Source organism: Microbacterium sp. (genome assembly GCF_003248605.1).
Classification (GTDB): Bacteria; Actinomycetota; Actinomycetes; order Actinomycetales; family Microbacteriaceae; genus Microbacterium.
Window position 1 is genome coordinate 1 of record NZ_QFPF01000005.1, and the last position, 21369, is coordinate 21369.

The following is a 21369-nucleotide window of genomic DNA, read 5'->3' on the forward strand; positions in this document are numbered from 1 at the left end:
GGTACCCGGGCGGCAACTTCGTCTCGGGGTTCCGCTGGGAGGACAGCGTGGGGCCGCGCGAGAAGCGGCCGCGCAGACTCGACCTCGCGTGGCACTCCACCGAGACGAACGAGGTCGGCATGCACGAGTTCTCGTCGTGGCTCGACAAGGTCGGCAGCGACATGATGATGGCGGTCAACCTCGGCACGCGCGGCACACTCGAGGCGATCGATCTGCTCGAATACGCCAATCTGCCCGGCGGCACCGAGCTGTCGGCCCGGCGCGCCGAGAACGGCCGTGCGGAGCCGTTCGACGTGCGCGTGTGGTGCCTCGGCAACGAGATGGACGGTCCGTGGCAGCTCGGCCATCGTTCTGCCGACGACTACGGCAAGATCGCGTCGCAGACCGCGAAGGCGATGCGGCAGCTCGATCCCTCCATCGAGCTCGTCGTGTGCGGATCCTCCAGCGCCCACATGCCGACGTTCGGCGAGTGGGAGCGCGTGGTGCTCTCGCACACCTACGACGACGTCGACATGATCTCGTGCCACGCCTACTACGAGGAGAAGAACGGCGACCTCGACAGCTTCCTCGCCTCGGCGGTCGACATGGACGGCTTCATCGAGACCGTCGTGGCCACGGCGGATCACGTCCGGTCGGTGCGCGGCAGCGGCAAGCGCATCGACATCTCGTTCGACGAGTGGAACGTCTGGTACATCGAGCGCTACCACGGCGTCGACAAGATCGAGGGCATCGCCAACTGGCCGGTCGCCCCGCGGCTGCTGGAGGATGTGTACTCGGTCGCCGACGCCGTCGTCTTCGGCAATCTGATGATCTCGCTGCTCAAGCACGCCGATCGCGTCGCCAGCGCGTCCCTCGCACAGCTCGTGAACGTCATCGCTCCGATCATGACCGAACCCGGCGGGCCGGCGTGGCGGCAGACGACGTTCTTCCCCTTCGCGATCACCTCGCGTCTGGCGGTCGGCAAGGCTCTCCAGCTCAAGCTCGACGCGCCCACCTACAGCACCGAGCAGTACGGCGAGGTTCCGCTGATCGACGCGGTGGCCACGCACGACGCCGAGTCGGGGCGCGCGGCCGTGTTCCTCGTCAACCGCAGTCGGACCGAGGCGATCGACGTGACGGTCGACGTCGCGGCGCTCGGCGGGGTGGGTGTGCTCGAATCGCACACCCTCGCCGACGACGACGTGTACGCCAAGAACACCCTCGACGACCGCGAGCGTGTCGCGCCGCGCCCGAATGACAGCATCCGGCTCTCGGAGGGGCGGTTGACCGTCTCGCTTCCGCCGGTGTCGTGGACGGCGATCGCGCTGGGGTGATCGCCGTCCCACGGATGCTGCGTGTAAAGAATTCTTGACACGCAGCATCCGTGGGCGTAGCCTCCGAATGTCAAACATTCCTGACATTGGGAGGTCGTCGTGGGGTACGTCGAACGCAACACCTGGTCGGGCCTGATCGTCACGATCGCGGCCTTCACCGTCTACATCGTCGTCGTCCTGCAGCAGGCGGACGGCGGATCGCTCGAGCGCGTCGACTGGGTGCCGATCATGCTCTGGACGATCGGCGTCTCGATCATCGCGGTGATCATCCTCACCATCCTGTGGGGGATCGTCGCCGGCATGCGCGACCCGGAGGCCTCGCGAACGGACGTCCGCGACCGCGAGATCGGTCGGATCGGCGACCGTGTCGGTCAGGCGTTCACCGCCATGGGCGGTCTCGGCGCGATCGTGCTGTGCGCGCTCGAGGCGGACTGGTTCTGGATCGCGAACACGATCTTCTTCGGGTTCGGACTCTCGGCCCTCGTCGGGGGCATCGCCACCGTCGTGCTCTACCGCCGCGGGATGCCGTGATGGTCAAGCCCACCAGAGTCACCAACACGATCCGCGAGCTGCGGGGTGCGCGCGAGGTGACACAGGCCGACCTGGCCCGCCGCATCGGCGTGACGCGGCAGACCGTCATCGCGATCGAGCAGGGACGGTACTCGCCCTCGCTCGAGCTCGCGTTCCAGATCGCCCATGTCTTCGGGGTGCGTGTCGAGGACGTCTTCCACTACCCGACCGCCGAGGAGCAGCCATGACCGCCGAGCACCCGAACGAACAGAGGACGGATGCTGCCGCCGCGGCGCTTCCGGCGACGATGACGGCGTGGGTGCAGCGCCGATACGGTGACGCGTCTTCGGTCCACCGCGCGCAGGTGCCGGTCCCGACGCCCGGCCCCGGCGAGGCGCTGCTGCGGGTGCACGCGACCGCGCTGCACGCGGGCGACGTGCACATCATGCACGGGGAGCCCCTGCTCGTGCGGGCCTTCTTCGGTCTGCGCCGTCCGCGCCGGGCGACGCGGGGGATGGATGTCGCAGGCACCGTCGTCGCGGTCGGCGCCGGAGTCCGGGGGCTCGCTCCCGGCGACGAGGTGGTCGGCGAACTGCCCGGAGGAGGGCTCGCCGAGTACACGGTCGCCCCGGCGGCGCGTGTCGTGCGCCGGCCGGAAGCGGTCGCCGCCGGCGTTGCCGCGGCCGTCCCCGTCTCAGCGGGAACGGCGTGGCAGGCGCTCGATCTCGCGGGCCCCGCGGCGGGACCCGACAAGCGGGTGCTCATCATCGGCGCGAGCGGGGGCGTCGGCACCCACACGGTGCAGCTCGCTGCTCTGCGCGGCGCGGAGGTCTGGGCCATCTGCGGCGCGCGGAACGAGCGTCTCGTCGCCGATCTCGGTGCCGCGCGCACCCTCGACTACGCGCGGGTCGACGTCGCGACCCAGTCGCGGGAGCTGTCCCCGGCATCCTTCGACACGGTCATCGACATCGTCGGCGCGGCCCCGCTGCGGACGCTGCGGCGACTCGTCGCACCGGGCGGAAGCGTCGTGCTCGTCTCGGGCGAGGGTGGCCGCGTGCTCGGCCCGGTGGGGCGCATGCTGCGCGCCGGCGTGCTCTCCCTCACCCCCGGCCCGCGGATCCGGCCCCTCGCTGCGACGCCCAAGACCGAGATCACCGCAGAGCTGCTGCGGCTCGTCGCATCGGGCGCGCTGCGCCCGGTGATCGAGCGGACGTTCCCGCTCGCCGACGCCGGCGCCGCGCTCGCGCACGTCGACGCGCGCCACACCGTCGGCAAGGTCGTCGTGCTGCCGTGACGGCGCTCGCCGCGCCTCGGCGGGTGTCGTGGGATAATGGCCTCGGCGTGCTCGAGTGACCTTTCCTCGCGATTCCCCGGAGCCGAGTCGAAGGGCCGCCGAGCCTCAGGACAGCGTCCGCCGCACCTCGACGAAGGAGCGACAGATGTCGACGCACACCGCACCCGCAGCGGCCGAAACCGCCGTATCCACCGCAGCCGCAGCATCCGCCGCCGCCGACACCGCACCCGGCGGCCGCACCGCCCACCGCCGCCGGTACCTGATGTGCCGGCCCGAGCACTTCACGGTCAGCTACACGATCAACCCCTGGATGCAGCCCGCGCTGCCCACCGACACCGCCACCGCGCTGCGGCAGTGGCAGACCCTGTACGACACCTACGTCTCGCTCGGACACGAGGTCGAGCTGATCGATCCCGTGCCCGGCCTGCCCGACATGGTCTACACAGCCAACGGCGGCTTCGTCATCGACGGCGTCGCCTACGGTGCGAAGTTCCGCTTCGCCCAGCGCGCGCCCGAGGCCACGCACTTCAACACCTGGTTCGCCGCGAACGGTTTCGAGCTCGCCGAGGCGCGCGAGGTGAACGAGGGTGAGGGAGACTTCCTGCTCGTGGGCGACACGATCCTCGCGGGCACGGGCTTCCGGTCCACGGGCGACAGCCACCGCGAGGTCGGCGACGTATTCGGTCGCGAGGTGGTGAGCCTGACCCTCATCGACCCGCGCTTCTACCACCTCGACACCGCGATCGCCGTGCTCGATCCCGTCGAGGGTACGGCCCGGGGTGGCGCCCTGCGCGCCAACATCGCCTACCTGCCGCACGCGTTCGATGCGCCGAGCCGCGCCGTGCTCGCCGAGCGCTACCCCGACGCGATCCAGGTGGCCGAGGCCGACGGCGACGTCTTCGGGCTCAACTCCGCGAGCGACGGCCGTCACGTGCTGATCTCGCCCCGCGCGACCGGTTTCGAGGCGCAGCTGCGCGAACGCGGCTACACACCCGTCCTGATCGATCTGTCCGAGCTGCTGCTCGGCGGCGGCGGCATCAAGTGCTGCACGCTCGAACTGCGAGGAGGCTCCCGATGAGCGCACCCGTGCTGGATTCCCAGATCGGCGGTCAGACCGCCGGCATCATCGCGCACGAAGCGGCCCACCTGGCCCACAACTATCACCCCCTGCCGGTGGTCATCACCCGCGGAGAAGGGTCGTGGGTGACGGATGTCGAGGGCAAGCGCTACCTCGACCTGCTCTCGGCCTACTCGGCGCTCAACTTCGGGCACGGCCACCCGGCGATCCTCGCCGCCGCGCGCGAGCAGCTCGACCGGCTCACCCTCACGAGCCGCGCGTACCACAACGACCGGCTCGGAGCATTCGCTGCGGCCCTCGCGGAGCTCGCGGGCAAAGACATGGTTCTGCCGATGAACACGGGCGCCGAGGCCGTCGAGACCGGGATCAAGGTCGCACGGGCGTGGGGCTACCGCGTCAAAGGCATCGCCCCGGATGCCGCCACCATCGTCGTCGCGCACGGCAACTTCCACGGGCGCACGACGACGATCGTCGGCTTCAGCGACGACGATCAGGCGCGCGAGGGCTTCGGCCCCTTCGCTCCGGGGTTCGTGCACGTGCCGTTCGGCGACGCTGCCGCGCTCGCGGGCGCGATCGACGAGAACACCGCGGCGGTTCTGATCGAGCCCGTCCAGGGCGAGGCCGGCGTCATCGTCCCGCCGGAGGGCTACCTGCGTGCGGTCCGCGAGATCACCCGCGAGCGGGGCGTGCTGATGATCGCCGACGAGATCCAGTCCGGCCTCGGCCGCGTCGGCACGACGTTCGCGTGCGACCGTGAAGAGGTCGTCCCCGACATGTACCTGCTCGGCAAAGCGCTCGGTGGCGGCATCCTGCCCCTGTCGGCCGTCGTCGCCGATGCCGACGTGCTCGGCGTGATCCGCCCGGGTGAGCACGGCTCGACGTTCGGGGGCAACCCGCTGGCCGCCGCCGTGGGGCTGCAGGTGGTCGAGATGCTCGCGTCGGGAGAGTTCCAGGCGCGGGCCGCGGCGCTCGGCGAGCACCTCGAGGCGCGGCTGCAGGATCTCATCGGCCACGGCGTCACCGGTGTGCGCGTCGCGGGGCTGTGGGCAGGGGTCGACATCGATCCGTCACGCGGCACGGGTCGCGAGGTCGCGGAGCGCCTGCTCGCGCGGGGCGTCCTGGTGAAAGACACGCACGGGCAGACCATCCGCATCGCGCCGCCGCTCGTGGTGCGCGCGACCGAACTGGACTGGGCCCTCGAGCAGCTGCGGGTCGTGCTCGCCGGCTGAGGTCAGCGCACCGACACGCGGATCTCGTGCCAGCCCGTCGCTCCGTCGGGGATCACGCCCACGCGGGCCTCGGTCTGCGTCTCGCCATCGGCGTTCGTCGCGCGGCAGCGGATGGTGTGGTCGCCGGACTCGGCCTCCCACGGCACGCTCCACTGCACCCAGGTGTCGTCCGAGATGGCGCTCGCGAGCGTGGCCGGCTGCCAGGCGCCGTCATCGATCTGCACCTCGACACCCGACACCCCGACGTGCTGCTGCCAGGCGACACCCGCGATGACGGTGGCCCCGGCATCCACCCCGCCCCGCGGCACGTCGATGCGGGACTGCAGCTTGATGGGCCCCCGCTCCGACCAGCCGCGATCGGTCCAGTACGCCCGCGCGGCGTCGAAGCGCGTCACTTCGAGGTCGACCACCCACTTGGTGGCGGACACGTACCCGTACAGGCCCGGGACGACCATGCGCACGGGAAAGCCGTGCTCGGCGGGCAGGGGCTCGCCGTTCATGCCGACGGCGAGGATCGCGTTGCGATCGTCGGTGAGGGCCTCGATCGGGGTGGATGCCGTGAAGCCGTCGATCGAGCGCGAGAGCACCATGTCGGCCTCGGGCAGGGGAACGGCACGCGCGAGCAGCTCCCGGATCGGGTATCCGAGCCATAGCGCGTTGCCGATGAGGTCGCCGCCCACCTCGTTCGAGACGCAGGTCAGCGTCGTGACGCTCTCTTCGAGGGGAAGGGCGAGCAGGTCGTCCCACGTGATGCTCACCTCGTTCTCGACGAGGCCGTGGATGCGCAGCGCCCACTCCGCGGTGGTCACCTGCGGCACGATGAGCGCGGTGTCGATGCGGTAGAAGATCTCGTTCGGCGTGATGACGGGCGCGAGCCCCTCGATGCCCAGCTCGGCGCCCGCCGGAATCGGCGCGGCGGCCGTCGCGGCGGCGGGCAGCCGGATCGCCTCGCGCACCGCATCGGCCGCGCGCCGCCCCGCCCGGATCGCGCTCGACCCGGCCGCTGCCAGCGCACCCGCCGCGGCGGTGCCGAGGGTCCAGAGCAGGAAGCCGCGTCGCGACGCGTAGCCCTCGGCATCCCGTCCCGCGTCGGGAGCGTCGCGCGGGTCGGGAGCGTCACGGGAGTCGCGCACCCGCACCGCGAGTCGCACGAGCATGCCCAGAGCGAGGGCGGATGCTGCTCCCGCCACCGCCGAGGGAACCCAGGCCATCGCGGGGGCGTTCGCCCGCGTCATCGCCGCGATCACGCCGAAGACCGCGATTCCGGCCACGGCGACCCTGCCCCACGGTGGTCGGAATCGTTCGAGCACACCCGCTCCCGCGGCGGCGACGAGCAGCACGATCGCGATGCCCACCAGCAGGGCGATCTTGTCGGCGGTGCCGAAGAGCGCGATCGCGAGGTCCTTGGCCCACGAGGGGGCGACGTCGATCATCAACGCGCCGATGGCCGCGAACGGGCTGGATTCGGAGGCGACGAGGGCGGCGGTCAGCTCGCCGAGCCCCGCACCCAGCACGACGGCCGCCACGCCCGCCCCGGCCGCGCGCAGGCTCCGACGCCGCGATGTCGCCGTCGTCGATGCCCGCGGAAGGGTGGGGGCGCTCGTCATGCGCCCGAGCCTACGTCGATGCCGCCGCGCCGGGGCCGGGTGGCGGCATCCGTCACCGGCCCGTAAGAAACATTCAGGCAACACGCCCCGGACTAGGCTCGACCCATGGGTGACCTCTTCGACGGCTACGGCTCGACGCTCGCGCCGCGCAAGAGCGTCCACGGCGCTCCGGCGTTCGATGAGATGTTCGGCTCGCCCGCGCATCCGGGTGCGCTCGCCGAGTCCCGCGATGCGTATCGCGAGCTCTACCAGGCGCTCGCCCGCATGACGCAGGAGGAGTTGCGGGGTCGTACCGACTCTCTCGCCAGTTCGTACCTCGCCCAGGGCGTGACGTTCGACTTCGCGGGTGAGGAGCGGCCGTTCCCGCTGGATGCCGTGCCCCGCATCATCGACTTCGACGAGTGGTCCGAGGTCGAGGCGGGCATCAAGCAGCGCGTGCGCGCGCTCGAGGCCTTCCTCGATGACGCGTACGGGCGGCAGAACTGCGTGCGCGACGGAGTGATCCCGGCGCAGCTGATCGCGTCGTCCCAGTACTTCTATCGACAGGCCTACGGCATCCACTCCGCCAACGGCGTGCGCATCCAGGTCTCGGGCATCGACCTGATCCGGGACGAGCACGGCAAGATGCGCGTGCTCGAAGACAACGTGCGGGTACCGAGCGGGGTCAGCTACGTCATCTCCAACCGCCGCGTGATGGCGCAGACGCTGCCCGAGCTGTTCGTCTCGATGCGGGTGCGTCCGGTCGGCGACTACCCCAACAAGCTGCTCGCGGCCCTGCGGGCGTCGGCCCCGCCCGGCATCGACGAGCCCAACGTGGTGGTGCTGACCCCCGGCGTCTACAACTCGGCGTACTTCGAGCACACCCTGCTCGCCCGGCTGATGGGCGTCGAGCTCGTCGAGGGCCGCGACCTGCTCTGCGCGGGCGGCAAGGTGTTCATGCGCACGACGCGTGGACCCAAGCGCGTCGACGTCATCTACCGCCGCGTCGACGATGACTTCCTCGATCCGCTGCAGTTCCGAGCCGACTCGATGCTCGGGGCGCCCGGGCTCATGCTCGCCGCGCGCCTGGGCAACGTCACGATCGCGAACGCCGTGGGCAACGGCGTCGCCGACGACAAGCTGCTCTACACCTACACGCCCGACCTCATCCGCTACTACCTGTCGGAGGAACCGATCCTGCCGATCGTCGACACGTGGCGGCTCGAGGAGCCCGAGGCACTCGAAGAGGTGCTCGACCGCCTCGACGAGCTCGTCGTGAAGCCGGTCGACGGCTCGGGCGGAAAGGGCCTCGTCGTGGGGCCCGATGCCTCGCGCGCCGAGCTCGACACCCTCCGCAAACGGCTTCTCGCCGACCCGCGCGGATGGATCGCCCAGCCGGTGGTCATGCTCTCGACCATCCCCACGCTGGTGGAGGACGGCATGCGGCCGCGCCACGCCGACCTGCGTCCGTTCGCCGTCAACGACGGCGACGACATCTGGGTTCTGCCGGGCGGTCTCACGCGCGTCGCGCTGCCCGAGGGGCAGCTCGTGGTCAACTCCAGTCAGGGCGGCGGATCGAAGGACACCTGGGTCGTCGGCGGCTCGGCGCCCGCGCACGTCGAGTACGGACAGGGGCACGGCCTGGCCGGCCTCGTCGCCGACCAGGCCTCGACCGTCACCGCGGCGATCCCGATCATCACCGCTGCCGCCCTCGAGGCCGAGCACGACGCGGCGCAGCCCGAGGTCGACCACTCGCCCCACGATCGTCCGCGCTCGCGCGTCGAACAGCAGGAGCAGCAGCAGCAGGCCGTCGCCGATGGTGGTGCAGGATGCTGAGCCGCATCGCCGAATCGCTGTTCTGGATCGGGCGTTACATCGAGCGCAGCGACGGCACGGCGCGCATCCTGGACGTGCATCTGCAGCTTCTGCTCGAAGATCCGTGGATCGACGAGGACATCGCCTGCCGGTCGCTGCTGTCGGTGATGGGGTCGGCCCCGGTCAAGACGGTTGAGCGGGTCAGCCGCGAGGACGTTCTGTCGCGGCTGGCCACAGACCGCATGAACCCCGCGAGCATCGTCTACTCGCTCAACGCCGCCCGCGAGAACGCGCGCCGCGCCCGCGAGATCGTCTCCACAGAGCTGTGGGAGTGCCTCAACACGACCAATGCACGCATGCCCCGCCGGCTGCAGACCGACAAGGTGCACGAGTTCTTCCAGTGGGTTCGTGAGCGCGCGGCGCTCGCCGTCGGCGTCGTGGACTCTTCGACCAGCCGCGACGAAGCCTGGCAGTTCTTCACGCTCGGTCGCAGCATCGAACGCGCCGACATGACGGCACGACTGCTCGCCACGCGGTCGCTGACCGAGGCATCCGGCCCGTCGTGGACGACGATCCTCCGCTCCTGCGGCGCCTACGAGGCGTACCTGCGCACGTACCGGGGGATGCCGAGTGCGCGCAACGCGGCCGAGTTCCTGTTGCTCGACCGATTGTTCCCCCGCTCGATCATCTACTCGATCCAGCGGGCCGAGGAGTGCATGAGCGCGATCGATCCGCGCGAGGATCGGGTGGGCCACTCCAACCAGGTGCTGCGGGCGCTCGGGCGCATCCGCAACGATCTCGAATACCGGCCGATCAGCGAGATCCTCGCCGAGCTTCCCACCCACATGCTGCGCGTCGAGACCGTCACCCGCGAAGCGTCCGAGGCGATCCGGCAGCGGTTCTTCCCGACGCAGGCCGAGCCGAGCTGGATCGGGGAGATCTCATGAAAAGACTCCGCATCGAGCACGCGACCGGTTTCAGCTATCACGGCGACGTCACGGCGTCATACAACGAGGCGAGGATGCTGCCGGGCACGACCGACAGTCAGTTCGTGCTGAGTTCGTCCCTCGAGATCGACCCCTCGACGTCGGTGAACAACTACGTCGACTACTTCGGCACCCGGGTGAGCGCGTTCGACGTGCTCTCGCCGCACGCCGACCTCAACCTCACCGCGAAGTCGCTCGTCGAGGTGCGGCCGCGCCCGCTCGAGCACACCGGTATCACGTGGGACAAGCTCGCCGCCGAGGCGGGGCGCTCGATCGACACCGTCGAGCAGCTCGTGCAGACCCAGCGCACGAAGCCGCACGACGATGTCGTCGAGATCGCACGCTCCATCGCGGGCCGGCACGATGATCCGGGTCGCGCGGCGCACGACATCGTCGCCGCGATCGGCGACGCCGTCGAGTACATGCACGGCATCACCGGCGTGCACTCGACCGCCATGGAGGCATGGGAGGCACGCAAGGGCGTGTGCCAGGACATGGCGCATATTGCTCTCGGCGCGCTGCGGGCCGTCGGCATCCCGGCGCGCTACGTCTCGGGCTACCTGCACCCGCGGGCGAACGCCGAGGTCGGCGTCGCCGTCAGCGGAGAGTCGCACGCGTGGGTCGAGTGGTTCGCCGGCGAATGGCAGGGCTTCGACCCCACGAACAACATCGAGATCGGCGACCGTCACGTGCTCGTGGGCCGTGGCCGCGACTACAACGACGTTCCGCCGCTGCGGGGCGTCTACGCGGGGCCGTTCAAGAGCCAGCTCTTCGTCCGGGTGACCATCACGCGCGAGGCGTGAGGCCGTCGGGCGGTCCCTGAGGTGCCGCGGAGCGGCGTCTCGAAAGGACGCGCTGAACCGCTATCAACCTCTCATCTTTTGATGCCTTGATCCGCGCTTTTTCGGCGATCGAATGTCGGTGGCCCCCTGTTGAATGGGGGTCATGAACCTGCTGGTCACCGCTCTCGCCGAGGTCGGCGACAGCGTGCGCGGGGTGGTTGAGCCCGCGCTGGCGGGTGGGGCGTTCGAGGCGCTGGGCGATGATGATCTGCTCGCGGTGATGGGTGCCCTGGCGGCGATCGCGCGGCGAGTGGAGGGCGCGCTGATCGAGGCCGTGGGGGTCGTCGAGGCGCGGTCGCAGGGCGCCCGGAGTGATCGGCTCTCGGCGCGGGCGGGGTGCCGGTCGGTGTCGGAACTCGTGCAGCGTGTCACGCGGGTGTCGCCGCACGCGGCGTCGGGCATGATTCGCGCGGGTCGGGTGGTGCACCGCGATCGGGCCCTGGCGTCAGGGGAGTGGCTGGAGCCCACCCTGCCTGCGCTTCGTGATGCCCTGGTGGCGGGCGAGGTCGGGGTCGAGGCGGTGAACGCGATCGCCGGGCCGCTGACGGACGCCGCCGCGCGGGCGGCGCGTGACGATGTGCTGGCGGCGGACGCGTTCCTCGCCGACGCGGCGAGGGGGCTCCGCGATCGCGATGTCGATGTCGATGTCGATGTCGATGCCGATGCCGATGCCGGTGTTCGGGGGCCTGCGCCGTCGGTGGCGGATCTGCGGGCGATGGCGCACCTGTGGGCGAGTGCGATCGACGCTGACGGCGCTGAGCCGGTCGAGGCTGGGGCGTTGCGAGGCCGAGGGCTGGCGTTGGGGGTGCCGCGGCGGGGGTTGGTGCCGTTATCGGGCATGCTGCTGCCGGAGGTCGCGGCGCAGCTGCAGACGATCTTCGATGCGTTGATGAGTCCGAGGGTGACCGGGCCCGAGCATCCCGGGTCGAATGCGGGTGGTCCGACCTTCCGTGAGGACGCCGCACCCGGCTCATCCGGTGACGGTGTGCCCGTGGATGGGCGCACGCGGCTGCAGAAGCAGCATGACGCGTTCGCGACGGCGCTGGGGGCGGCGGCACGGGCGGGGGAGTTGGCCACGATCGGCGGGGCCGCGCCGACGCTCGTGGTGTACGTGCGGGAGGACGACCTGGTGTCCGGGTCGGGGTGGGCGCAGGTCGAGGGCTCCGACCAGCCGGTGAGCATGGGGGTGGCGGCGCAGATCGCGTGTTGCGGCACGATCCAGCGGGTCGGTTTCGACGGTGCAGGACGGATCGTGTCGCTCGGGGTGCGGGACCGCGTGTTCACCGCGGTGCAGCGCAAGGCGATCGCGTTGCGCGACGGGGGATGCGTGATCCCCGGGTGCGGGGTGCGGGCGGCGTGGTGCGAGGTGCATCACGATCAGGAGCACTCCCGCGGTGGACCCACCCACTGCGACAACGGTCTGCTGCTGTGCTGGTTCCACCACCGCACCCTGGGCACCTCGGGGTGGTCGGTCCGCATGCGCCACGGCGTCCCCGAGGTCCGCGGACCCGCCTGGTGGGATCCCCACCGACGATGGCGACCCGTACGCGGATCACCCCTGCGACGGGTGCGACGGGCTCAGGGCGCGTGAACGCGATGCGAAACGCAATCTTCTCGGTCCGAAACACGAGCGCTATCCGTTCGTAGCCACACCGAAACGCGGAATCCGTCTACTGGAGATATGACTCCCGCATCGGCAGCTCCGACCGACACCGCCGCCCACGTGTCGACCCGAGTGAACATCGCCCTGCTCGGCATCCGAAGCGATGCGCCGGTGCGCCGGACGGGCGGTGCGGGCCCCAGCGACGACGGGCATTTCATCATAAACGGCGAGGGTGCGGCGATCCCGCTCAACCCGTCGAGCCCCTACGTGGTCAACGCCAGCGGCAGGCTCACGTTCGAGGGCGCCGACCTCGGCTTCGATGTGCAGCCTGTGGTGCGTCCCCGCTTCTACGACCTCGAGACCGCCGAGGGCGTCAACTACGAGAAGATCGCCAAGCTCCACGGACGCAACGTGCTCGCGACCACCGTCGTGCAGACCTGCGTGCGCTACGACGAGAGCGAGCGCTGTCGGTTCTGCGCGATCGAGGCGTCGCTGGATGCCGGGCTCACGATCGCGGTGAAGACCCCGGCGATGCTCGCCGAGGTCGCCGAGGCGGCCGTGCGGCTGGATGGCATCACGAGCATGGTGATGACGACGGGCACCTCCAACGGCTGGGACCGCGGAGCCAAGCACATCGCCCGCTGCGTACGCGCCGTCAAGGAGGCGGTGCCCGACCTCCAGATCCAGGTGCAGTGCGAGCCGCCCGCCGATCTGCGCGCCATCACCGACCTCTACGACGCCGGCGCGCGCTCCATCGGCATCCACGTCGAGTCGATGGACGACGAGGTCCGGCGACGGTGGATGCCGGGCAAATCCCGCGTGAGCATGGACGAGTACCGCGCAGCCTGGCGTGAGGCGGTGCGGGTGTTCGGCTTCAATCAGGTCTCGACCTACCTGCTCGTGGGCATGGGGGAGGACCCCGACGAGCTCGTCGAAGGTGCGCGCGAACTGATCGAGATGGGTGTCTACCCCTTCGTCGTCCCGTTCCGCCCGCTCAAGGGCACGCTCGCCACCGACGTCGACAAGGTGCCCGCCCCGCATCGATCGCTGCTCGACTCGGTGACGAGTCGTGTCGCTGATCTGCTCAAGGCGGCGGGCATGCGCGGCGAGGACCAGCGCGCCGGCTGTGTGGCGTGCGGGGCCTGCAGCGTGCTCAAGACGGCAGGAGCCTGACGTGCTCGACGTGCCGCTGCTCGCCGGCGTCGCCCACCGTGCGCGCCCGAACCGGACCGTGTGGCGCATCGAGAGGGCGACCGGCCGCCAGATCGAGGACTATCGCGCGATCCGTCGCGAGGTCTTCGTCGCCGAGCAGGGCATCTTCGATGCCGACGATTTCGATCGCATCGACGACGATCCCCGCACGATCGTGCTCGTCTGCGTCGACCCCGAGGAGGTGGTGCTCGGCGGCGTGCGGCTGGCCCCGGCCCTCGAAGGACGCGACATCGGGTGGTGGACCGGCAGCCGCCTCGTCGTGCGTCGCGATGCCCGCGGCGCGGGCGGCATCGGATCGGCCCTCGTGCGGGAAGCGTGCGCGACCGCGCTCGCCCGCGGCGTGCTCCGCTTCGAGGCGACCGTGCAGGATCGCAACGAACCGCTGTTCCGCCACCTCGGCTGGACAGCGTGGGGGCGAACATCCCTCGGCGGTGCGCCGCACGTGCGCATGCGCTGGCCCATCGACCGCATCCAGCGACTGCTTCAAGCCACGAAGGCCCCGCTCGGCGACGTGCTCGGCGGGCTGCGCGGCGACGACCCGAAAGCCCTCGGCGGCAGCGGCTTCGTCGGCGACGACGGGGCGCCGCTTCCGGGCACGGACGTCATCGCCGCGTGCGACGCGATCCTGCCGGCGATCCTCGAACGCGACCCCGAGTGGGCCGGATGGTGTGCGGTTCTGGTCAACGTGAACGATCTGTCGGCGATGGGTGCGAAGCCGATCGGACTGCTCGACTCCGTCGCCGCCCCCACCGCCTCGTTCGCGCGGCGCATCCTCGGGGGTCTGCGAAGTGGGGCGGATGCCTGGGGCCTGCCGATCCTCGGGGGCCACACCCAGCTGGGGGTCGCGCCGTCGCTGTCGGTGACCGCGCTCGGTCGGACGAAGCGGCCGGTGCCCGGCGGCGGTGGACGCGTGGGCGACGACCTCAGCCTCACCGTCGACCTCCGTGGTCGGTGGCGGCGCGGGTTCGAGGGCCGGCAGTGGGACACGACATCGGCTCGGACCGGTTCCGAGTTGCGCGAGCTCGGCGCCGTCGTGCGGAGAGCCCGCCCCGCCGCGGCGAAGGACGTCAGCATGGGTGGCATCGTCGGCAGCGCGGCGATGCTCGCGGAGGCATCCGGCACGGGGCTCACCCTCGACGTCGCCGCGATCCCGTCACCCGACGACGTCTCGTTCGGAGACTGGCTCACGTGCTTTCCGGGATTCGGGATGCTCACGGCCGACCGCCCGGGACGCTCGCGCGCGGCATCCCGCATCGCCGAGACCGCCGTCATCGGAACGCTGGATGCCGGAGACGATGTCCGGCTGCGCTGGCCCGACGGCGTCGAGACGGTGGCGTGCGAAAGTGCGGCGACGGGGCTCGGATCTGCGAGTTCGTAACACGACCTCATTCCGGATGAAACCAAACAGAAACACCCGCTTGGGAGTGTGGACACACTCTCCCTTCAGCTCCATCCCGTGCACCACCCCACGAAAGAGATGACCAATGCCTGAAGACATCGACGCCCAGATCGCCGAGAACATCGCCAAATCCCTCGGCGAGATCCCGCACCCCTCGCTGCCCAAGGGCACGAACATCTATGGATCGACCAATATCTTCCCCGACTTCCAGGCCGAGGACGGCGAGACTTACTTCACGCTGATCCACGGCATCCCGCACGAGTCCTCGGTCAGCTTCGTCGCGATCCTGCAGGCGACCCGCGCCCTCCGCAAGGGGTTCGAGTCGGCGATCTACTTTTACGGCCCGGGCACGCTCGCCTGCACGGCGAACCGCGGATTCCCGACCACCGGGGATGCCGGATTCCCGGGTGAACTCAACATGAATGGCTCGCTCGAGACCTTCATCAAGGAGGGCGGCACGGTCTACTGCTGCCGCTTCGGCATGGCCCTGCACGGCATGCGCGAAGAAGACCTCATCGAGGGCGTCATCCCGGCGCACCCGCTCGATGTCCAGGACGCCCTCATCTACTACGCGCGCAAGGGCGCGATCATCAACTCCACCTACAACCTCTAGGTCCGGCCATGACACTCACCGTCGCGTCGGTCTCGGCGAACTTCACGCGGGACCTGGACCAGAACTACGCGCTCATCGAGCAGCTGCTCCAGGACGCGCGTGCTCGGGGGGCGCGGATCGTCGCATTCCCCGAGGCGGCGATCGGGGGGTATCTCTCGTCGCTCGGCAAGCACGGCGACACCGTGCAGAACACGAAGCGCTCGCTCCCGCCGGCCATCCGGCTGGACGGACCCGAGATCGCTCGCGTCCAGGAGCTCGCGGGCGACACGATCCTCACGATCGGGTTCTGCGAGCTCGACGACGACGGGGTGACGCGCTACAACGCGGCCGCGTGCCTCGACGGCGGGCAGATCTACGGGTCGTATCGCAAGGTGCATCAGCCGCTCGGTGAGAACATGTCGTACTCGGCGGGGTCCGAATACACGGCGTTCGACACCCCGCTCGCGCGCATCGGGATGCAGATCTGCTACGACAAGGCCTTCCCCGAGGCGGCACGTATGCTCGCGCTCGACGGTGCCGAGATCGTCGTGAGCATGTCTGCCTGGCCGGCGGCCCGCACGGCGACGGCCGAGAACCTGCAGGACGACCGCTGGACGTATCGGTTCAACCAGTTCGACATCGCGCGGGCGCTCGACAACCAGGTGTTCTGGATGGCGTCGAACCAGTCGGGCACGTTCGGGTCGCTGCGCTACGTCGGCAACGCCAAGGTCGTCGATCCGGGCGGCAACATCCTCGCGACGACACTGCTGGGAGCCGGTCTCGCCGTGGCCGAGATCGACATCGACGAGACGTTCCGGGCGATGCGCGGTGGCATGTTCCACCTGCGGGATCGGCGACCGGATGTCTACGGCCCGGTCGCCGAGACGGGGAGCGCCAGCGCGACCCGGTGGACGGAGCTCGCCCATGCCTGAGATGACGTTCGCCGTGCGCTGGCCGGACGGCCGCGAGAGCACGCTCTACTCGCCGAGCCTGGTGATGCACGACTTCCTCACCGTGGGGGAGCGGTACCCGGTGTCGGACTTCGTCGGACGCACGAGCGAGGCCTTCGCCATCGCGAGCGAACGGGTGCGGGCGAAGTTCGGATTCGCGTGCACTTCGGCGATGCACTCGGAGCAGACGATCGCTTCGGCCGCCGCCTCGTACGCGGACGGTGACGTCGAGGTCGTCGCGATGGAGCCCGGCCTGGAGCCGACCGCGGACGGCGGCGGCGCATGATTGCCGTCGAGCTGCGGGACGGCGACCATTTCGATGCCGTGATCGTGGGCGGCGGCCAGGCCGGTCTCGCCCTCAGCTGGCACCTCGTGCAGCAGGGTATCCGGCACGTGGTGATCGAGCGCGACACGCTCGTGCACGAGTGGAGCGACGGCCGCTGGGACAACTTCACGCTCGTGACCCCCAACTGGCACTGCCGGCTGCCGGGTTATCCGTACGACGGAGCCGACCCCGACGGCTTCATGACCCGCGACGAGGTCTACGCCTGGGTGCGGCGCTACGCCGACACCTTCGACGCGCCGGTCGCCGAGGGCACATCGGTCACACTGGTCGAGACCCGCCCGAGCAGGGGCTTCCGGGTGCGCACGAGCGCCGGCACCATCACCGCGGACTCCGTCATCTCCGCCACGGGCGGCTACCACGTTCCCGTCACCCCGGCATGGGCGGGCGACATCCCGGACGCGGTGTTCCAGCTCCACTCGCACGAGTACCGCAACGCGGCACAGCTGCCCGAGGGGCCCGTGCTCGTGATCGGATCCGGCCAGTCGGGCACGCAGATCGCCGAGGATCTCCTGATCGAGGGGCGCGAGGTCCACCTCGCCCTCGGGCGCGCCCCGCGGGTCGCCCGTTTCTACCGGGGCAAGGACTGCATGACCTGGCTCGCGGAGATGGGTGTCTACGACGTGCCCGTCGCCGCCCACGGGCCGGCCAAGCGCGAGTCCACGAACCACTACGTCACGGGCCGAGACGGCGGCCGAGACATCGACCTGCGCGAGTTCGCACGCCGGGGTATGGCCCTCTACGGCCGCGCGATCGGGTTCTCAGGCGGGGGCTTCCGGTTCGACGACACGCTCGCGGAGAACCTCGACTACGCCGACTCGGTGGCCGAGTCGATCAAGAACGACATCGATCGCTACATCGCACGCGAAGGCATCCACGCGCCGCCCGAGGACCGCTACGTCGCGCGCTGGCACCCCCACGGTGTGCCGCACGATCTGCCGGCCGCTGAGATCGCATCGGTGATCTGGTCGATCGGCTTCCGTGCGGACTGGTCGTGGCTCGGCGACCTCGACGTGCTCGACCACGCCGGGCACCCCGCCCACACCTACGGAGAGACGAGCGTGCCCGGGTTCCACTTCATCGGCCTGCCGTGGATGCACACGTGGGGCTCCGGACGCTTCCACGCCATCGCGCGCGACGCCGAGCACGTCGCGAACATGATCGCTGCCCGGGCGGATCAGCAGGTCCGCGTCGCCTGAGGCGAGCGCGTGCCGAGATATAGCCTGAGGCGATGGGCACGGTGACGATGGCGGGAGTCGCGGCGCATTTCGGTCGTGACATCGACCGCACGCTCGCGAAGCTGCCGGGCATCATCACCCAGGCGCGCGAGAAGGGCGTGGATCTGCTCGTCCTTCCCGACGCAACCATCGGCGGATATCTGCTCGAACTCGAGCATCCATCGCAGGACGCGGACAGTGCGCCGCGGTCCGTCGACCTGGACGGTCCCGAGATCGCGTCGGTGATCGCGATGGCGGGTGGCATGACGGTCTGCTTCGGCGTGGCGGAGCGCGCGAGCGTCGACGGTGCCGAGGTGAGATTCAACACCGCGGTGTGTGTGACCGGCGACGGAATCCTGGGTACGCATCGCAAGGTGCACCTGCCGCTCGGCGAGTCCGGCATCTACCGAGCCGGTGACGAGTTCGCGGCGTTCGACACTCCGGTCGGGCGCCTGGGCATGCTGATCGACTTCGACAAGACGTTCCCCGAATCGGCGCGTTCGCTCGCGCTCGACGGCGCCGAGATCCTGGCGTGCCTCTGCGCCTGGCCGGCCAGCGTCACCGATCGCTCCGACCGCATCCGCAACGATCGGCAAGCGCACCTGTTCGATCTCTACGACTGCGCGCGGGCGGCCGAGAACCAGGTCTACCTCGTGTCGTCCAACCAGACGGGCGTCATGGGCGGGCTGCGGTTCCTCGGACAGGCGAAGGTCGTCGACCCCGCCGGCGAGATCATCGCCAAGACCTGGGCCAAGGGAGGTCTCGCGATCGCGGAGGCCGACGTGAGAGCATCCCGTGCCCGCGCGCGACGCAGCCTCAACCACCTCGAGCAGCGCGCGGAGCATGCGTACCGGCTGACCACGTCGTGAAGATCGCCCAGATCACCTACTCGACCAAGCCGCGCGGCGGTGTCGTGCACACCCTCGCGCTGGCGGAGGCGCTGGCGGCCCGCGGCCACGACGTCGAGGTGTGGACGCTCGGTCGTGGCGATGACACTGCGTTCTTCCGCGCGGTCGATCCCGCCGTGCGGGTGCGTGTCGTGCCGTTCGAACCGCGCGAGGGCGAAGACGTCGGCGATCGCATCGAGAGGTCGATCGCCGTGATGGCCCGGAGCTTCTCGGCCGACGCCGATATCGTGCACGCGCAGGACTGCATCTCGGCGAACGCGGTGGAGGCGGCGGGTGCCGCCTGCGTGCGCACCATCCACCACCTCGACGCGTTCACGACACCCAGGCTCATCGAGTGCCACGAGCTCGCCATCCATCGCCCCGTCGCCCGAATCTGCGTCTCGCGCGCCGTCGCCGCCGAGGTCGCGACCGAGTACGGCTACACGCCCACCGTGATCCCGAACGGCGTCGATGCGGAGCGCTTCGAGGCGGCCGCCGGGCCCGCGGGGGACTCGGAGCGGTCGCGGTGGCGCGCCGAGCTGGGAGACTACGTGCTCGCGCTGGGCGGGATCGAGCCGCGCAAGGGATCGATCGATCTGCTCGAGGCGTTCGCGATGCTGCGCGCGAGACGGCGTGAGCTTCGGCTTGTCTTCGGCGGCGGCGAGACGCTCTTCGACTACCGCTCCTACCGCGAAGCCTTCGACCGGCGAGCCGAGCAGTTGGGTGTGGTCCCCACGATTCTCGGCACGCTGCCGGACGGGGACGTGCCGTCGCTCGTGGCCGCCGCGCGCGCTCTCGCCTTCGTCTCGACCAAGGAGGGGTTCGGGCTCGCCGCGATGGAAGCGCTGGCGGCGGGCGTGCCCGTCGTCGCCCGCGACCTTCCCGTCGTGCGCGAGGTCTTCGGCGAGGCGGTGACCTACGCGACGGACGCGCGAGGGATCGCCGACGCCCTCGGCCGGGTGATCGGCGATGGTGTGGTCGACCCGATCGCCGGGGTGCGACTGGCGCGTTCCTACACGTGGCAGATGGCCGCGCGGGCGCACGAGGACTTCTACCGGGCCCTGCTCGGGAGAGGAGGCGAACGGGATGCGGCAGTCCCTCTCCTCGATCATCGCTGACCGCGCGCGATCGCATCCCGACGAGGTCGTCGTCATCGACCGCGACGGGCCGATGACCGCGGTCGAGCTCGACGACGCGGCGACCCGACTGGCCCACCTGCTGGTCGATCGTGGGGTCGGTCACGACGACCTCGTCACGGTGTCGCTGCCCAACGGCAGGGACTACGTCATCGCCTGCGCCGCCGTCTGGCGGGCGGGCGCCACGCCCCAGCCGGTCTCACGTGGCCTCACCGATGCGGAACGGGCGGCCGTGGAGGCCGCAGCACGTCCACGGGCGGCGATCGGCCGCAGGCCGCACTCGCCACGGATCCCATGGATCGATTCCCTCGTCGCTCCGCCCGTCGACCGGGCGCTTCCCGACCTGGTCGCCACGTCGTGGAAGGCCCCGACGACATCGGGATCGACGGGCAGGCCGAAGGTCGTGCGAGCGAACGCGCCCGCGGCGATGGATCCCACGGTGCCGGTCGCCAAGTTCCTGCCGCTACGTGCGACGCAGCTGGTCGCGGGCCCGATGACGCACTCCGCGACCTTCACCTACGCGTTCCGGGGCCTGCTGACCGGGCATCGGCTGGTCATCCTGCCGCGCTTTGACGAGCGCGCCTGGCTCGAGGCGGTCCAGACGCACGCCGTGACGTGGGCTCTCGTGGTGCCGACGATGATGCACCGGCTCCTGCGGCTTCCCGTCTCGGAGCGCGACCCGCTCAGACTCCGATCGATCGAGACCCTCCTGCACATGGGTGCGCCCTGCGCCGTCGACCTCAAACGCGCCTTTCTCGACTGGGTCGGCGCCGAGCGCGTCGTCGAGGTGTACGCGGGCTCCGAGTCGAACGGGCTGACCATGATCCGGGGTGATGAATGGCTCGAGCATCCCGGGAGCGTCGGGCGACCCATCGGCGGGACCGAGGTGCAGATCCGTTCGCCGGCGGGCGAGGAGCGTGCGGTCGGTGAGACGGGCCTCGTGTGGATGCGACGCGGCGAGACGTCCGCCTACGACTACATCGGCTCCGCGTCTCGCCGAGACCCGCTCGGGTGGGACACCCTCGGCGACATCGGTCGTCTCGACGCCGAGGGCTACCTTCACCTCATCGACCGCGAGGACGATCTCATCATCCGCGGCGGCGAGAAGGTGTACCCCGTCGAGATCGAGCGCGTGCTCGAACAGCACCCCGACATCCGCAGCGCGGTGGCGTTCGGTGTGCCCGATGACGCGCTCGGGCAGCGCATCGCCGCCGTGCTCGACGTCGCGGGGGCGACGGTGGACGAGGCCGAACTGGTCGGGTGGGCGCGGCAGCGCCTCGGGTGGCGCGCGCCTGCCGTGCTTCGCCTCGTCCGCGAACCCGTCCGCGACGACGCAGGCAAGACGTCCCGCCGACGGTGGGCTCGCGCCTGACCGGA

Annotated in this window: 20 protein-coding genes; 19 read left to right on the forward strand and 1 reads right to left on the reverse strand. The window is 70.4% G+C overall.

What is annotated here, in order from left to right; all coding sequences use genetic code 11:
- From DI573_RS01450 to rocD, 6 genes are all read left to right on the forward strand, one after another.
- The coding region (locus DI573_RS01450) for an alpha-L-arabinofuranosidase C-terminal domain-containing protein (RefSeq protein ID WP_292809882.1) at window positions 1-1313 on the forward strand (1313 nt) is incomplete at its 5' end.
- Between the two features lie 99 nt (window positions 1314-1412).
- Window positions 1413-1844 (forward strand): hypothetical protein, encoded by a 432-nt coding sequence (locus DI573_RS01455; RefSeq protein ID WP_292809886.1) that lies wholly within the window; start codon window positions 1413-1415, stop codon window positions 1842-1844.
- A complete protein-coding gene (locus DI573_RS01460; protein WP_292809888.1) occupies window positions 1844-2071 on the forward strand; it encodes a helix-turn-helix transcriptional regulator in 228 nt (75 codons plus the stop codon). Before DI573_RS01455 ends, DI573_RS01460 begins: the two co-directional genes overlap by 1 nt.
- Window positions 2068-3117: an NAD(P)-dependent alcohol dehydrogenase gene (locus tag DI573_RS01465; RefSeq protein ID WP_292809890.1), complete on the forward strand. Its 1050-nt coding sequence runs from the start codon at window positions 2068-2070 to the stop codon at window positions 3115-3117. The genes DI573_RS01460 and DI573_RS01465 overlap by 4 nt, the downstream gene beginning before the upstream one ends.
- A gap of 145 nt (window positions 3118-3262) precedes the next feature.
- Entirely contained in the window at window positions 3263-4195 is a 933-nt protein-coding gene (gene ddaH / locus DI573_RS01470; RefSeq protein WP_363331323.1) for a dimethylargininase, read from the forward strand.
- Complete coding sequence (rocD, locus tag DI573_RS01475; protein ID WP_292809892.1) at window positions 4192-5424, forward strand: ornithine--oxo-acid transaminase; 1233 nt, start codon at window positions 4192-4194, stop codon at window positions 5422-5424. Before ddaH ends, rocD begins: the two co-directional genes overlap by 4 nt.
- 2 nt (window positions 5425-5426) lie before the next feature.
- Here rocD and DI573_RS01480 read toward each other — a convergent pair whose 3' ends face one another.
- The gene (locus DI573_RS01480; protein ID WP_292809894.1) at window positions 5427-7031 is read right to left on the reverse strand and encodes a molybdopterin-dependent oxidoreductase; all 1605 of its coding nucleotides are present in this window, start codon (window positions 7029-7031) and stop codon (window positions 5427-5429) included.
- Between the two features lie 105 nt (window positions 7032-7136).
- On the opposite strand from DI573_RS01480, the gene DI573_RS01485 reads away from it, so the two are divergent.
- From DI573_RS01485 to DI573_RS01545, 13 genes are all read left to right on the forward strand, one after another.
- Window positions 7137-8846 (forward strand): circularly permuted type 2 ATP-grasp protein, encoded by a 1710-nt coding sequence (locus tag DI573_RS01485; protein ID WP_292809896.1) that lies wholly within the window; start codon window positions 7137-7139, stop codon window positions 8844-8846.
- Window positions 8840-9772 carry an alpha-E domain-containing protein gene (locus DI573_RS01490; protein WP_292809898.1) on the forward strand — a complete coding sequence of 311 codons (933 nt, stop codon included), beginning with the start codon at window positions 8840-8842 and terminating at the stop codon, window positions 9770-9772. The genes DI573_RS01485 and DI573_RS01490 overlap by 7 nt, the downstream gene beginning before the upstream one ends.
- Entirely contained in the window at window positions 9769-10614 is an 846-nt protein-coding gene (locus tag DI573_RS01495; protein ID WP_292809900.1) for a transglutaminase family protein, read from the forward strand. Before DI573_RS01490 ends, DI573_RS01495 begins: the two co-directional genes overlap by 4 nt.
- Before the next feature lie 142 nt (window positions 10615-10756).
- Window positions 10757-12244: an HNH endonuclease signature motif containing protein gene (locus DI573_RS01500; RefSeq protein ID WP_292809902.1), complete on the forward strand. Its 1488-nt coding sequence runs from the start codon at window positions 10757-10759 to the stop codon at window positions 12242-12244.
- Between the two features lie 90 nt (window positions 12245-12334).
- Window positions 12335-13429: an MSMEG_0568 family radical SAM protein gene (locus DI573_RS01505; RefSeq protein WP_292809904.1), complete on the forward strand. Its 1095-nt coding sequence runs from the start codon at window positions 12335-12337 to the stop codon at window positions 13427-13429.
- A gap of 1 nt (window position 13430) precedes the next feature.
- On the forward strand, window positions 13431-14846 hold the full coding sequence (locus DI573_RS01510) for an MSMEG_0567/sll0787 family protein (RefSeq protein ID WP_292809906.1): 1416 nt from the start codon (window positions 13431-13433) through the stop codon (window positions 14844-14846).
- Between the two features lie 106 nt (window positions 14847-14952).
- The gene (locus tag DI573_RS01515; RefSeq protein ID WP_292809908.1) at window positions 14953-15480 is read left to right on the forward strand and encodes an MSMEG_0572/Sll0783 family nitrogen starvation response protein; all 528 of its coding nucleotides are present in this window, start codon (window positions 14953-14955) and stop codon (window positions 15478-15480) included.
- A gap of 8 nt (window positions 15481-15488) precedes the next feature.
- Entirely contained in the window at window positions 15489-16391 is a 903-nt protein-coding gene (locus DI573_RS01520) for a carbon-nitrogen hydrolase family protein (RefSeq protein ID WP_292809910.1), read from the forward strand.
- Complete coding sequence (locus DI573_RS01525) at window positions 16384-16695, forward strand: MSMEG_0570 family nitrogen starvation response protein (protein WP_292809912.1); 312 nt, start codon at window positions 16384-16386, stop codon at window positions 16693-16695. Before DI573_RS01520 ends, DI573_RS01525 begins: the two co-directional genes overlap by 8 nt.
- A complete protein-coding gene (locus tag DI573_RS01530; protein ID WP_292809913.1) occupies window positions 16692-17951 on the forward strand; it encodes an MSMEG_0569 family flavin-dependent oxidoreductase in 1260 nt (419 codons plus the stop codon). Before DI573_RS01525 ends, DI573_RS01530 begins: the two co-directional genes overlap by 4 nt.
- Before the next feature lie 32 nt (window positions 17952-17983).
- Complete coding sequence (locus DI573_RS01535; protein ID WP_292809915.1) at window positions 17984-18838, forward strand: carbon-nitrogen hydrolase family protein; 855 nt, start codon at window positions 17984-17986, stop codon at window positions 18836-18838.
- Window positions 18835-19974 carry an MSMEG_0565 family glycosyltransferase gene (locus tag DI573_RS01540; RefSeq protein ID WP_292809917.1) on the forward strand — a complete coding sequence of 380 codons (1140 nt, stop codon included), beginning with the start codon at window positions 18835-18837 and terminating at the stop codon, window positions 19972-19974. The genes DI573_RS01535 and DI573_RS01540 overlap by 4 nt, the downstream gene beginning before the upstream one ends.
- Complete coding sequence (locus tag DI573_RS01545; protein WP_292809919.1) at window positions 19943-21364, forward strand: AMP-binding protein; 1422 nt, start codon at window positions 19943-19945, stop codon at window positions 21362-21364. Before DI573_RS01540 ends, DI573_RS01545 begins: the two co-directional genes overlap by 32 nt.
- Window positions 21365-21369: the final 5 nt, after the last annotated feature.